This is a genomic window from Nocardiopsis salina YIM 90010, from assembly GCF_000341025.1.
GTDB classification, from domain to species: Bacteria; Actinomycetota; Actinomycetes; order Streptosporangiales; family Streptosporangiaceae; genus Nocardiopsis; species Nocardiopsis salina.
The window spans coordinates 35,722-49,277 of sequence record NZ_ANBF01000013.1 but is presented as its reverse complement, the minus strand read 5'-3'; the positions used below and the strand labels follow the sequence as shown (position 1 = coordinate 49,277).

Sequence of the window (13,556 nt, the reverse complement as noted above, 5' to 3'; positions counted from 1 at the left end):
GGTCACGGCAACACCGAGCGGCCCTCCTCGGAACCGTCGCCGCCCTCGTCGTCCACGCGCTCGACGAACGGGGCCAACAACTCGGGCACGGCCTCCTCAGCCCACGCCACGCCCTGGCCCAACCCCACGTCCGCGGCAGTGTAGAGGCCCTCGCCGGCCGCGGTCGTGGCCGAGACGTCGGCCAACCCCAGCCGGCGCTGGAACGGCGAACGGGTGACGCGCCAGCCGATGACCGCCGAGCGCTCCAACGCCACCGTGGTGCGCACCGCCATGCCGCGCCGCACCACCAGGTGGCGCGGGTGCACCCCGTGGCCCAGCCCCCGGTAGGAGCCCACCGCGTACCAGAACGCCACCACACCGAAGAGCGCCGCAGCCGCGAACCACCCCCACACCGGGGCGGCTTCCGCAGTCCCGGTCGTCAGCGGAACGGCCATGACGTCGACCTCCACCGACGACAGCGTCCCGGCCCAGGCCTGACGCACCTGGACGTGCACCCACGTCAGCGCACCGGCCGCTGCCACGGCCCCCAGGGTCGCAATCCCCGCCCGGGTGAACCGGCGGCGCAGCGCCGCACGCGGGTGCACACGCGGGGCGGGGGAGAAGGGGGAGTCGGAGGTCCGCAACAGTGTCGCGGCCAGTGCCCGAGCCTTCCTGCCGGGCATGGCCGGAGACAGACGGCTCTTGGCGGCGGTCTTCTGCTCGTCGCCTGCCGAGAGCCCCGTGGCCACCGCCCGGATCTCGGCTCCGCCCACCGAACGCAGCACGAAGGGCTCGCGCAGGGCCACACCGTTGAGGCGGCGCCCCTCCACCGACAGGGACACACTGGTCAGCAGGCCCCGGGTCAGCCGCACGGTCCCGTCCTCCTGCCGGGCCAGACGGTAGTCCCACCAGGTCTCCACCGCCACGGCCAGGGTCACGGCCACACCCAGGAGCAGCAGGGCGAAGAGCGTCAGCGGTACCAGCAGCAACAACTGCGCCAGGATGAACGCTCCGATCTCCGCGCCGCTGGGCAGGCCGAGCCACTGCGAGAGCCACTCCCAGCCCCGGCCGCCCATCTGCGCGTTGATGCCGGCCAGAGTGGCGAGCACACCGAACCCGATGCCGATCGTGGCGCCTGTGGCGGGCGCGTAGGCGAACCAGCGCGGATCGAGGCGGGCCAGTTCCTCCTCGCCCTCCTCGACGGCTCCCTCGCCGCCGTCCTCGTCCGCCGAACCCGGGGCTGGGCCGCGCTGCAACAGATCGCGCCGCAGCCCCTCGCCCTGCTCGCGGGTGACGAACTGCAGCTGCAGCTGGTCGGCTCCGCCCGTACCGGCCGACTCGCCGGTGCCGACGGTGACCGTGCACAGTCCGAAGGCGCGCGCGTACAGGGGCGCGGCCACGTCGACGCTGCGCACACGCTCGCGCGGGATCGACCGGTGGGCCTTGGCGATCAGGCCCGAACGCATCTCCATGCGCTCGTCGGTGACCCGGTACCGGATCCTGCGCAGGCGCAGCAGGTCCACGTAGGTCGCGGCCGCCACGAAGAGCACGGCCGAGGGAACCGGCAGCAGCGCCCACCACCAGTCCATGGGCGTGAGCGCGAAGGTCACGGTCACGGCGATCGCGATCGGGACGATGACCAGCGCGCCGCCGGCGGTGTTGGCCCACACGCTCAGCGGACTCAGTCCCTGCCAACGCCCGGGGGTGGTGTTCCCGGTCTCCTCGTGCCCGCTCATGTGGCGTCCCCCGGGGTGGACTCGGTGGTCTCGGTGAGTTGGTCCACCACCTCGGTGGCCAGCTCGTGGGCCAACCCGCTGATCTCGATCGGGCCGGCCGCCGACGCCGTGGTCACCGTAACGCTCGAGAGCCCGAAAGTGCGCTGGAGCGGCCCGCGTTCGGTGTCCACGGTCTGGATGCGCGACATCGGCGCCACCCGCCACTCCTGCCACAGCCATCCGCTGGAGGTGTAGACGGCGGTGTCGGTGACCTCCCACCGGTGCACCCGGTAACGCCACTGCGGCATGACCACGGTGACCGCAAGTCCGGCCAGCCCCGCGACCGCGGTGGCGAGCAGCAGCCAGAACCGGGCGGGTTCGACGAGGACCGCCGCCACACCCGGCACAGCCGTGGCCGCGGCCGCCGTCACCAGGGAGCGGGTCGTCCACCACCGGATCGCCCGCCTGTCCACGCGGTGGCGGGGTGGGCGCAGGCGTAGAGCGTCACTGCTCATCGTGGCCTCGTCTCCTCTCGCTGGGCCCGGGGCGGGCCGTTCATTAAAAGTGATATCACAATGCTATTCTCGAGTCATCATCCGTACGGAGGAGGAAACCGTGCCCGACACACCATCCGTCATCGACGCTGCCCCCCGGTACCGCGAACGCGAGGCCTTCGGCGCCGACGGCGTCCTGATGTTCTTCGCCGCCGCGGCCGTCACCCTGGCCGGAGCCGCCATCGCCTTCGGGCCCGTCTACGGCCTGCCCGGGCTCTTCGTCTGGGTCGGTGTCGTGATCGCCGTCAGCGGGGCGTTCCTGTTCCTGGGGCTGACCATGGTCGCGCCCAACGAGGCGCGTGTGGTGCAGCTCTTCGGCCGCTACACCGGCACCGTGCGCACCGACGGCCTGCGCTGGGTCAACCCGCTCACCGAGCGCACCAAGATCTCCACGCGCATCCGCAACCACGAGACCTCCGTGATGAAGGTCAACGACGCCTCCGGCAGCCCCATCGAGATCTCGGCCGTCGCCGTCTGGCAGGTCGAGGACACCGCCCGCGCCTCCTTCGAGGTCGACGACTTCGTGGAGTTCGTCTCCATCCAGACCGAGGCGGCCGTGCGCCACATCGCCGGCAAGTACCCGTACGACTCGCACGACCCCGCCCACGACTACTCCCTGCGCGACAACGCCGAGGCCATCACCGAGGAACTGTCCGCCGAGGTCGTGGCCCGCGTGGAGTCGGCCGGCGTGCGCGTGATCGAGACCCGCTTCACCCACCTGGCCTACGCGCCCGAGATCGCCCAGGCCATGCTCCAGCGCCAGCAGGCCAGTGCGGTGGTCGCCGCCCGCAGGGAGATCGTCGAGGGCGCCGTCGGCATGGTCGACCGCGCCCTGGACATCCTCGCCGCCGACGATGTCGTGGACATGGACGAGGAGCGCAAGGCCACCATGGTCAGCAACCTGCTGGTCGTGCTGTGCTCCGACCGTCCCGCCAGCCCCGTCGTCAACACCGGGACCCTCTACCAGTAGAGGCGGAGGCGCCGTGCCCGAGCGCAAGAAGGTGCTGCTGCGCCTCGACCCGGCCGTCCACGACGCCCTGGCGCGCTGGGCCGGTCAGGAGTTGCGCAGTACCAACGCCCAGATCGAGTTCGTCCTGCGCCGCGCCCTCGACGAGGCCGGGCGCATGCCCAAGGACGCCGGGGACCTGCCCCGCCGCGGGCGGCCGCGCAAACGCCGCTCCGACGACGAGGCTCCCGACGAGCGGACCCCGCAGGAGGAGCAACCGCCCGAGGACCGGTGAGCGCGCGGTCCTCGGGCGGTTGCTGCCGCCGGCGGTCGGCTCCGCGAGCAGGTTTCGCTCTCCCCGAGGTTGCGACAGCTGCTGCCCCGATCCTGGAGAGAGGAACGGCCCCTGCCGGTGGGTCCCCGGGCCGGGGCCGCACGGGTCGTGGTCAGGACTGCACGTCGTGCGTTCCTGCGGTCGATGCGGCCATCGCGCGGCGGGTGGAGAATTTGGTGACCACGATCGCGGCCACGATCACCCCCATCACCGCGAGCGGGATCGGCCGGGCCAGCCAGTCCAGGCTGCCGCCGGAGATGATCAGGGACAGCCGCAGGTTCGACTCGGCCATCGGCCCCAGGATGAGACCGATGACCATGGGGGCCAGCGGGTACCCGCCCCGAGTCAACACGAACCCGAGCGCGCCCGCGGCCAGGGCTGTGGCGACGTCGGCCAGGTTCAGCCGCAGAGCGAAGGCCCCCACCAGCGACAACAGAATCACCGTCGGCCACAGCATCGTGGTCGGCGCGGACGTGAGCTTGGGCCACACCCGGATCCCGAGCAGCCCGACCGGCAGCAGGGCCAGGTTCATCAGCACCAGTCCCAGCATGGTGCCGTACACCAGGTCGGGTGATCCCTCGAAGAGCTGCGGACCCGGCTGGAGGCCGTGCACGGTGATCGCGCCGATGAGGATCGCGGTGACACTGTCGCCGGGAATGCCCAGAACCAGCGTCGGGGCCATGGCACCGGAGGTGGAGGCGTTGTTGGCCGACTCCGCCGAGGCCACACCGGCCGGCTCGCCCTTGCCGAAGCCGCCCCGCCGCGACCAGCGCCGGGTCTCGTTGTAGGCGAAGTAGGAGGCCACGTCTCCGCCGGTTCCCGGAAGCAGACCGATGAAGAAACCCATGAGGGAGGACCCGCCTGTGGCCGGACCCAGTCGGCGCAGCCACCCGCGGCCCAGGGAGAACCTGCCCACGGGGGGACGTTCCCGATTGCGGCTCCGGCGATTGCCCGCGATCTGCGTCAGCGCCTCGGAGATCCCGAACAGGCCGATGAGGACGGCGATGAAGGGGATGCCGGCCGAGAGCTCGGTCGTGCCGAAGGTGAAACGCGGGAACCCCTCGATGGGGTCCATGCCCACGAGCCCGATGGCGACCCCGAGGAAGCCGCTGATCAGGCCCTTGGAGAGTCGGCCCGTGCTGATCGAGGCGATCACCGCCAGCGCCAGCACCGCCACCATGAAGTACTCCGGCGGGCCGAAGGTCAGAGCGACCCCCGCCAGCTGCGGGGCGAACAGGGCCAGCAGCACCGTGCCGGTCAACCCGCCCACGACCGAGGCCAGCAGCGAGATCAACAGCGCCCGGCCCGCCCTGCCCTGCTGGGTCATGGGGTAGCCGTCGATGACCGTCGCCGCGGCCGAGGGCGTGCCTGGTGCCCGCAGCAGAATCGCCGGGATCGAGCCGGCGTACAGGGTTCCGCCGTAGACGCCGATCAGGAGCATCATCCCCGGAAGCGGCTCCAGGGTGAAGGTGACCGGCAGCAGCAGTGCCACGGCCATCGTCGCCGTCAGGCCCGGCAGAGCACCGCACACCATTCCGAGGCCCACACCCAGCACGATCATTGTGATCGCGTTCGGGCTGAGCACCGCGTCGAGCCCGATGAGCCATTCGCTCACAGCAGCATCGCCTCCAGTGGTCCGGTGGGCAGCCGAAGCTCGAAGGCCCACATGAAGAGGGTGTAGACCACGGTCGGGGCCACCGCGGACAACAGGGCGATGCGCCACCAGCGGCGCTCACCCGACAGCAGCGCGCCGCCCACCAGCAGCAGGGCCGCGCCGAGAACGAAGCCGACCCAGCTCATCGCCCAGATCGAGACGGCCCCCACCGCGAGCATGCCGAGCACCGGCAGGACCGGACCCGGTTCCTCCTCCTGGTCGCCCCCGCCCTCCGGCGCGGTCGGAGTCGACCGGAGCAGGTACGGCACCAGGACGCGTGCGGTGCCGAGCACCGCCAGGACCGCGGCCACGAGTAGCGGCAGCAGGGCCGCCCCGGGGTCGCCCTCCTGGTTTCCGGCCGGGAAGGTGAGTGCGGTGGCGGCCACCGCGGCGGCCAGGATCAGGGTGGTGGCCGCCGTCCCCAGGTCGGCGCGGCGTTCAGCTGTCATCGCCGTCCCCGTCCGCTTCGTCGCCGAAGGCCTCGAACTCCTCGGCCATGAACCCGTCGAACTCTTCCGATCCGCGGTGCTCGACCCCGAAACCGCCGGTGTCCATGAAGTCGGTGAACTGCTCGGAGCGGGCGGCATCGGCGAAGCAGGACTCCAGCTCGTCGACGGTCTCCTGCGGGGTGCCCTCGGGCAGGGCCAGGCCCCGCCAGGTGCCCGAGATCCAGTCGATGCCCTCCTCCCGCAGCGTGGGCGCCTCCGGCAGGATGTCCAGGCGCTCCTCGCCCATGACGGCCAGGCTCGTCAGCTCCCCGGACTCAACCTGCGGCAGGACCTCGGCGCCGGAGACCGTGACCGCGTCGACCTGGCCGCCCAGGACGGCGGTGATGGCTGGGGCGGCCCCCTCGAAGGGCGCGTAGGTCATCTCCACCCCCTGCTCGTCGGCCAGGACCTCGGCTGCGAACTCCCAGATCGAACCGGCCCCCGAGGTGCCCACGATGACGCCTTCGCCGCTGCGGGCCGACTCGACCACGTCGTGCACCGAGTCGTGGGGGCCGTCGGAGGCCACCGTGAGAGCCGACGGGTCGAAGTTGTACTGGATCAGTCCGGTCACGTCGTGGGGTGTGACGTCGGTGACGCCCTGGTGGGCAAGCATGGCCAGCTCGACCGAGACCACCCCCACCGTCGATCCGTCCGGTGGGGCGTCGGCGGTGGTTCGGAACCCGATGGCACCCCCGGCGCCCTCCTGGTTGCTGACCACGGTGGAGACCCCGCAGGTCTCCTCGGCCGCGGCCGCCAACTGCCGCGCGGTCTGATCGGTGCCGCCACCCGCGGCGTAGGGGACGATGATCTCGANGGCCCGCCAGCAGTGCCAGCGGCGCGGCCAGCGCGAGTCCGCGCACGTGCATAGCCTGCACCTCCCCTCGTACCCAGCGGGCCGGGTCGGTCCTTGTGAGTAAGATCGCACAAGATTAATATGGCGTTTCAAAAATGGTCAATGCCGGTCGCAGCATTTTTCGGGCCGTCTCACGCCTCTACGGTGGGGTGCAGACACACGGCCGCGGGAGGGGACTGAGTGGCGAGCACGGAGAAGGTCGGGCCCAAGGCCCTGGTCAAGGGGGTCCAGCTGCTGCAACTGCTCGCCGAACACCCGCCCGGACTGAATCTGGCCGCCTTGGCCGAGGGCACTGAGATGCCCAAGCCGACCGTCCATCGGCTCGTGGCCGCCCTGGCCGAGGCCGGCCTGGCGCGCTACGACGAGACCGAGGGGCGCTACCGCCTGGACCACGGCGTTCTGCCCCTGGCCAGCGGCTTCCTCGAAGGTGTGGACGTCCGCCGGGTCTGCCTTCCCCACCTGCGCCGGCTCGCCGGGGACTCGGGGGAGACCTGCCACCTGGGTGTGCGCGACGGGCTGCAGATCGTCTACATCGACAAGTGCGAGGCCCGCTGGCCCGTGCGCATGTACTCCCGGATCGGCGCCACCAACCCCCTGCACTGCACCGGCCTGGGCAAAGCCGCCCTGGCTTGGTCCGACACCGCCCTCGTGGACGAGACCGTCGATGCCGGACTCACCGCCCGCACCGACGCCACCCTCACCGACCCCGCGGCGCTGCGGGCCGAGCTCGAGCGCACACGCGCACGTGGCTGGGCCCTGGACGACGTCGAGAACGAACCCGGTATCCGCTGCGTGGGCGCCCCCGTTCTGGACTGGGAGGGCGAGGTCACCGCCGCGATGAGCATCGCCGGCCCCGCGACCCGCATGGACGACCGCGCCCTCGCGCGCCTGGGCCCCCTGGTGCGCGACGCCGCCGGAGCGGCCTCCCGCGACCTCGGCGGACGTCCATAGCCAACCCCGCGGTACCGGGGCGGAGGCGTCACTGGGGCATTCGGGTTCCCGGTACGTGCCCCGGGCAGGAGCGGTGCACTCGGGCCGGGCCCCGAGCATGAGCCATGGCCGTTCCGCCGGCCGGCCGGAGGGCGATGTCGGCCGGGCCGGAACCGATCGAGCGGTCCGACCCGGCCCTTGTTCACCTCACAGACCCAGTGTGCGCTGGTGCTCGACGCCCAAGGACCGCGCATCGACTGCTCTGCCGAACATGCTGTCCACGAGCCAGGTGTCCGGCCCGCACCTGACCACCCTGTAGGGCACGTGGACGCGCCGGCGTTCCACCAGAGCCAACCCCGTGATCCGGCTGGGGCGATAACGCAGGACCACCTGGTTGCGCGCGAACTCCCACCACTCCCGGCCGTCGAGGTGGTCGGGCTCCAGCAGCAGGGCTTCCTCGCCGGGATCGACTTCGGCCGGGTCCGCCAGACGCATGTCCACTGTGCCGAGCCGACCGGTCACCGCGTCCCGGGCCACCGGGATGCGGACCTGGCGCTCCTTCCTCAGCGGAGGTTTGACCACCGCCGTCGCGGCGGCCAGATCCACGGGCCAGTAGAGGGTCCGCCCGTCGGCCCGGCACGGGTCGACCCCGGGGAGCAGGCCGAACAGTCGCCGGGTCCGCCGCCGGACCAGTTTCTCGGCCCGTGCCGCGTCCACGTTCGCCTCGAGAGGGCGTACCCAGGTACCGGGACTCACCGTGCGGCCCCCGAGCGTTCGTCACTGTTCTCCTCCCGCTGGATGCGGTCCAGGTGTTCGACCGGCAGTTTGCGGCCGAACGCACTGAACAACACACAGGCGGCCGTACCGGAGAACAGCCCTGCGGCCGTCGAAGCGAACGGGTTCTCGTTCCACGGGAAGGTGCCGTCGTACAGACCGAACTGCGGCCCGAGGTGCAGGAAGGCATACACCGCGAACCCGGACGCCCCTCCGCTCAGGGCACCGAACGCCGTGCCCCTGGACGACCACAGAGCCAGCAACACTGGCCCGGTCAGAGCCGAGATGACACCGCCGATCCCGACCCACATCCAGATCGCCAGCAACTCCGGCGGGGTCCATACCGCTGCGACGGCGACGAGACCCGCCNACCCCCCCCCCCCCCTGCCGATCAGCAGAGAACGGCGGTCGACGTCGGGGTCGTTCGGGTCCTGGCCGCGCCACGGAACCCAGGTCTTCCTGTAGAGGTCGTTGGCGAAGATCTGGGAGATGCTCATCAGCAGCCCGTCGGAAGTGGAGATGATCGCCGATAGCACTGCCACGCCGAGCATCGCCGCCAGCCAGGCCGGCAGCATCTGTACGAACAGTGTGGGCAGAATGGCGTCCGCATGTTCGGGCTCCACACCCATCGCTCGGGCCAGGATGCCGCCGAGGAACAGGAAGCTGACGAGGATGCCGGCGAAGCTGGAGGTGACGACGAACCGGCGCACCTGGCTGGTACCGCGCAGCGCGAAGAACTTGTTGCCCAGGTGCGGTTGGATCATGAATCCCAGGTGGGCGATCGGCAGCAGCAGAATCACCCACCAGTTGGCGAAGTTGGGCTCGGCCGGATCGGTGTGGACGTCCCAGCGCATGTCGGAGGGCAGTGCCTGGTTGACAGCGGCCGGACCGAACCCGTCGACGCCGTGCCCCACCAGGAACGCCCCGGTGATGATCACGGCGATCACCAGCATCAGCAGGCCCTGGACGGCATCGGTGATGATGTCGCTGTGCGTGCCCCCGGTGACCATGTACATCAGCGTGATCACCATGACGAGCACCAGCCCCCACTGGTAGGGGATCCCGAACAGGGTCTCGAAGACCTGTCCCGAGGCCGCCAACTGCGCCATGACGTAATAGATCAGGAACAGGGAGAGCATGGCGGCACCGGCCCGCAGCAACGGGCTTCGGAAGAAGTCGCCGAGGAAGTCGGGGATGCTGATGGAGCCGAGCCGGTCACCGGTGCGTTTGAGCCGGCGTGCGACCAGCATCGTGCCCAGGTAGGCGCCGACCGGGTACAGGAGCGGGTAGTAGGCCGACTTGAAACCGAGTTCGTAGGCCACGCCGGGCATACCCAGGAACGTTGATCCACTGGCGATCATCGCCATGTAGCTGAGCCCGAGCAGGAGGCCGCCGTAGGCTCCTCTGGCGGTCGCGAAGGAGTCCGCGTCCGTGGTGCGGCGCATACCCACGTAGCCCAGCGCGAGGATGAGCGCGGTGAAGGCGACGAGGAAGAACCAGCTCCAGGCGATGACGCTCACGAGCCCCCCTCCCCGCCGGTGTTCGGTGTCCCGGCCTCCTCACGCCGCTTGTCGTGGGAGGCCCACCAGAACATGGCCGCGAAGTAGGCGGCGATCGAGACGAGTCCGACCAGCATGACGTTCATCTGTCGCCCCCGTCCGGCGCCCACGGCAAGGGGTCCTCCGCGTACTTGGCGGCGCGCACGTCACCCGAGCGGGCGTGTCCTTCGAAGTACTCGGCGCGGGCTGCCCGACCGCAGATACGGCCCAGGTGTGTGCTGGAAGCCTGGTCGCTCACTTCCTGGTAGGTGACGGTCTTGAGGTACTTGCCGACCCAGAGTCCGCCCGTGTAGCGGGCGGCGCCACGGGTCGGGAGCACGTGGTTGGTGCCGATCACCTTGTCGCCGTAGGACACACAGGTGCCCTCGCCCAGGAAGATCGCGCCGTAGTGGCGCATGTGTTCCAGGGCCTGGCGGGGCTCCTCGGTGAGGATCTGGACGTGCTCGCTGGCGTAGGAGTCGGCGAGTTCGTAGGCGCTCTCGAGGTCGGGCACGACGTGCACCTCGCCGTGATCGCGCCAGGCGGGCTCGGCGAAGTCGCGGGTGGGCATGTCCGGGAGCAGCCGGCGCACGTGTTCGAGAACGCTCTGCCCGAGCTCACGTGAGGTGGTGATCAGAACGGCGGGGGAGTCGGGGCCGTGCTCGGCCTGGCTCAGCAGATCGACCGCCACCACGAAGGGGTCGGCATGCCGGTCGGCAACGACGAGGGTCTCCGTGGGACCGGCGAACAGATCAATACCCACTTCCCCGAAGAGCTGGCGCTTGGCCTCGGCGACGAAGGCGTTTCCCGGGCCGGCCAGGAGGTCGACCTTGGAGATCGTCTCCGTGCCCAGGGCCTGGGCGGCCAGGGCCTGGACCCCGCCGAGCAGGTGGATCTCGTCGGCGCCGGCCAGGTGCATTGCGGCGACGGTCGCTGCGGGGATCTCGCCCCGGATCGGTGGGGTGCAGGCCACGACACGGCCGACGCCGGCTGCCTTGGCGGTCGCGACCGTCATATGCGCGGAGGCCAGCAAGGGGTATCGGCCGCCGGGGACGTAGGCCCCGACCGTGTCCAGAGGGATGTGCTTGTGGCCGAGCCGGACACCGGGCAGGGTTTCCACCTCCACCTCGCGCATCGAGGAGAGTTGGTGGGAAGCGAAGGTGCGCACCTGCTCTTGGGCGAACTCGATGTCCTCGATGACCTGGGCGGGGACCTGGGCGATCGTGTTCTCGATCTGTTCGGGAGTGAGCTGGAACGACTCGGGCTCCCAGCCGTCGAACTGTGCCGAGTAGCGGCGTACGGCACTGTCACCCTCGGTCCTGACCGCCTCGATGATCTTGGCGACGGACTCGGAGACGTCGCTGCGCTGGGGGCCCTCGGTGCTGGTCTCTGCCCGTGACTTGAGTGTCTTGGTCATGGGTGTGTTGCGATCCTCTCGCTGTGAGTACGTATTCACGGCACTGTAACGCGGTATTATGAATACGTAAACATCTTGTTCGGAGGGCCCCTCCGGGCAGATGTGGAGGATCTTCGCCGGATGGAACCGGCCATGGGAGGAACGTTGGCAACCAGCCGTGATGTGGCTCGCCGGGCCGGTGTCTCCCAGGCCACGGTGTCGCGTGTACTGCAGGGCAACACCAACGTCTCCGAGGGCAAGCGCGAGCTGGTCGAGCGGGCCATGGCCGATCTCGGTTACCGGCCCAACGCCGCCGCCCGGGCCATCCGCATGGAACGCACCCTGTCCGTGGGCGTCGTCGTCGCCGACATCACGAACCCGTTCTACCCACAGCTCCTGGAAGCCGTCAGCCAGGAACTGGAACGCGTCGGTGCGCACATGGTGCTGTGGAACTCGGACGAACCCGGCCACGCGGGAGTCCTCGAGGCGGTGCGCCGGGGTTCGGTCGACGGCCTGCTCTTCACCACGGTCTCCGAACTCACCGAACCGTTGGCCGAGTCACTGCGGCGCAACGAACCCGTCCTGCTCCTGCACCGCGGGCTGGACACCATCGATTGCGACCAAGTGACCAGCGACAACGAGCACGGCGCGCGCATGGTCGCCGACTACCTCGTGGGAGCGGGATGCGAGCGCATCGGCTACGTTCAGGGCCCGGCGAGGGCGGGGACGGCCCTCCATCGGGACCGGGGGTTCCGCGGCCGCCTCGCGGAGCTGGGCCGGCCGCAAGCCGAGGAGCGCACACGCCGAGCCGGTTTCTCGCACGCCGAGGCCCGCGGGGCCATGCGCGAGCTGATGCAATGCCCCGAACCTCCGACGGCGGTGTTCTGCGCCAACGACCTGGCGGCTTTCGGCGCCATCGACGGGGCGCTCTCCCTGGGTCTGCGCGTCCCCGAAGACGTGTGGGTGGTCGGTTTCGACGACACGGAGATGGCTTCCTGGGACGCCTACAGTCTCACCACGGTGCGCCAACCCATCGACTCCATGGCCCGGACCGCCGTCCGACGATTGCTGGAACGCATCGACGTCCCGGACCTGAACCCGGTGAAACGCAACTTCACCTGTAGTTTCGTCGTGCGCGGGTCGAGCGCTCACACGCCCTTTCCCGACAGCCATTGAGTTCTTGCCTCCTCCGGTGCACTCCCGAGAGGGCCGGAGCACCCGTGCGCGGCCTCAGCGCCGGGGCCATCGGCGTGAAGAGGAAACACGGACTTAACATTGCTTAACACTCGGCGCCCCTGCTTACGATGCTCCGCAAGTTCGGCGGCCCCGCCCGGGGCCGCCGACGCGGGAAGCGACGGCGGGAGGGCCGATCGATGCGGAACCGGCGATGGGCAGCGGCCGCCGCGGCGGTCTCGGCCCTGACCCTGGCAGCCTGCAGCGCTCCGCCCGCACCCGGCACGGGCGCGGACTTCGAGGGCACCATCGACCTCAGCCTCGCCCTGGGGGAGGGGTCGCACCACCACGCGGGGGCCGAGGCCTTCGCCGAGGAACTCTCCGACCTCACCCAGGGCCGCATCGAGACGGAGTTCTACTACAACAACGCGCTGGGCGGCGAGCGCGAGGTCGTCGAGGGCATGTCCATCGGCTCCGTCGACGCGGGCATCGCCTCGACCGGGCCGATGGGCGGCTTCGTGGAGGAGTACTACCTCTTCGACCTGCCTTACCTGTTCCAGGACTACGACCACGCGTGGGCGGCCCTGGACGGCAGCGTCGGCGACGAGTTGGCCGGCCTCCTGGAGGAGGAGGCCGACGTGCGCGTCCTGTCCTGGATGGAGAACGGCTTCCGGCACATGACCAACGGGGTCCGTCCGGTCCACACCCCCGACGACCTCGACGACATGGTGCACCGGACCCAGGAGAGCAACGTCCAGATCGACACCTGGTCCCAGCTCGGGGCCAACGCCACCCCGCTGGCCTGGCCCGAGGTCTACACCGCACTCCAGCAAGGGGTGATGGACAGCCAGGAGAACCCCCTGCCGACCATCGCCGACGTGCGCTTCCACGAGGTCCAGGACCACTTGGCGCTGACCCAGCACACCTACTCTCCCGCACCCCTGATGATCAGCGGCGATCTGTGGCGCCAACTCTCCGAGGACGACCAGCAGGCCGTGACCCGGGCCGCCGAACATGCCCTGCCCGTCCAACGCGAGGCCAGTGTCGAACAGGCCGGGGCCGCCGTACAGGACCTCGAGGACGAAGGCATGCAGGTGACCCGTCCCGACCTGGAGGCCTTCGAGGCCCGGACCGGGCCTGTCCGGGACACCTGGGCCCCGCGACTGGGTGAGGACCTGGTCGAGGACGCGCGCTCGGCGACCCCCTGACCCCTTGGAGGTGG

14 protein-coding genes are annotated in these 13,556 nt (G+C 70.4%); 5 read left to right on the top strand and 9 right to left on the bottom strand.

Annotation, left to right across the window (positions count from 1 at the left end; all coding sequences use genetic code 11):
• Positions 1–2 precede the first annotated feature (2 nt).
• Positions 3–1,715, bottom strand: a complete 1,713-nt coding sequence (locus D474_RS0101445; protein WP_017611819.1) for a PH domain-containing protein — start codon at positions 1,713–1,715, stop codon at positions 3–5.
• Positions 1,712–2,209 (bottom strand): PH domain-containing protein, encoded by a 498-nt coding sequence (locus D474_RS0101440; protein ID WP_017611818.1) that lies wholly within the window; start codon positions 2,207–2,209, stop codon positions 1,712–1,714. Before D474_RS0101440 ends, D474_RS0101445 begins: the two co-directional genes overlap by 4 nt.
• A gap of 100 nt (positions 2,210–2,309) precedes the next feature.
• On the opposite strand from D474_RS0101440, the gene D474_RS0101435 reads away from it, so the two are divergent.
• Together D474_RS0101435 and D474_RS0101430 are read left to right on the top strand one after the other, a co-directional pair.
• Complete coding sequence (locus D474_RS0101435; RefSeq protein WP_017611817.1) at positions 2,310–3,218, top strand: SPFH domain-containing protein; 909 nt, start codon at positions 2,310–2,312, stop codon at positions 3,216–3,218.
• A gap of 13 nt (positions 3,219–3,231) precedes the next feature.
• Positions 3,232–3,489, top strand: a complete 258-nt coding sequence (locus D474_RS0101430) for a hypothetical protein (RefSeq protein ID WP_017611816.1) — start codon at positions 3,232–3,234, stop codon at positions 3,487–3,489.
• Positions 3,490–3,640: 151 nt separating this feature from the next.
• Here D474_RS0101430 and D474_RS0101425 read toward each other — a convergent pair whose 3' ends face one another.
• Genes D474_RS0101425 through D474_RS27285 form a run of 3 tightly spaced genes read right to left on the bottom strand, consistent with a single transcriptional unit; the run spans position 3,641 to position 6,427 of the window.
• The gene (locus D474_RS0101425) at positions 3,641–5,143 is read right to left on the bottom strand and encodes a tripartite tricarboxylate transporter permease (protein WP_017611815.1); all 1,503 of its coding nucleotides are present in this window, start codon (positions 5,141–5,143) and stop codon (positions 3,641–3,643) included.
• Entirely contained in the window at positions 5,140–5,631 is a 492-nt protein-coding gene (locus D474_RS0101420; RefSeq protein ID WP_017611814.1) for a tripartite tricarboxylate transporter TctB family protein, read from the bottom strand. Before D474_RS0101420 ends, D474_RS0101425 begins: the two co-directional genes overlap by 4 nt.
• Entirely contained in the window at positions 5,621–6,427 is an 807-nt protein-coding gene (locus tag D474_RS27285; protein WP_017611813.1) for a tripartite tricarboxylate transporter substrate binding protein, read from the bottom strand. The genes D474_RS0101420 and D474_RS27285 overlap by 11 nt, the downstream gene beginning before the upstream one ends.
• A gap of 276 nt (positions 6,428–6,703) precedes the next feature.
• Here D474_RS27285 and D474_RS0101410 point away from each other — a divergent pair, with 276 nt between their 5' ends.
• Positions 6,704–7,474: an IclR family transcriptional regulator gene (locus tag D474_RS0101410; RefSeq protein WP_017611812.1), complete on the top strand. Its 771-nt coding sequence runs from the start codon at positions 6,704–6,706 to the stop codon at positions 7,472–7,474.
• 186 nt (positions 7,475–7,660) lie between these two features.
• On the opposite strand, the gene D474_RS0101405 is transcribed toward D474_RS0101410, so the two are convergent.
• The 4 genes from D474_RS0101405 to hisD form a co-directional block, all read right to left on the bottom strand.
• Positions 7,661–8,170 (bottom strand): hypothetical protein, encoded by a 510-nt coding sequence (locus D474_RS0101405; RefSeq protein WP_152476554.1) that lies wholly within the window; start codon positions 8,168–8,170, stop codon positions 7,661–7,663.
• A 35-nt stretch (positions 8,171–8,205) separates the two neighbouring features.
• On the bottom strand, positions 8,206–9,672 hold the full coding sequence (locus tag D474_RS27280) for a sodium:solute symporter family protein (RefSeq protein WP_449289336.1): 1,467 nt from the start codon (positions 9,670–9,672) through the stop codon (positions 8,206–8,208).
• A 71-nt stretch (positions 9,673–9,743) separates the two neighbouring features.
• Positions 9,744–9,872, bottom strand: a complete 129-nt coding sequence (locus D474_RS33790; protein WP_017611809.1) for a hypothetical protein — start codon at positions 9,870–9,872, stop codon at positions 9,744–9,746.
• Positions 9,869–11,182, bottom strand: coding sequence for a histidinol dehydrogenase (gene hisD, locus D474_RS0101390; protein WP_017611808.1), 1,314 nt, complete (start codon positions 11,180–11,182; stop codon positions 9,869–9,871). The genes D474_RS33790 and hisD overlap by 4 nt, the downstream gene beginning before the upstream one ends.
• Positions 11,183–11,314: 132 nt before the next feature.
• On the opposite strand from hisD, the gene D474_RS0101385 reads away from it, so the two are divergent.
• Both D474_RS0101385 and dctP read left to right on the top strand, forming a co-directional pair.
• Positions 11,315–12,337: a LacI family DNA-binding transcriptional regulator gene (locus D474_RS0101385; RefSeq protein ID WP_204367096.1), complete on the top strand. Its 1,023-nt coding sequence runs from the start codon at positions 11,315–11,317 to the stop codon at positions 12,335–12,337.
• A gap of 197 nt (positions 12,338–12,534) precedes the next feature.
• Positions 12,535–13,542: a TRAP transporter substrate-binding protein DctP gene (gene dctP, locus D474_RS0101380; RefSeq protein WP_017611806.1), complete on the top strand. Its 1,008-nt coding sequence runs from the start codon at positions 12,535–12,537 to the stop codon at positions 13,540–13,542.
• Positions 13,543–13,556: the final 14 nt, after the last annotated feature.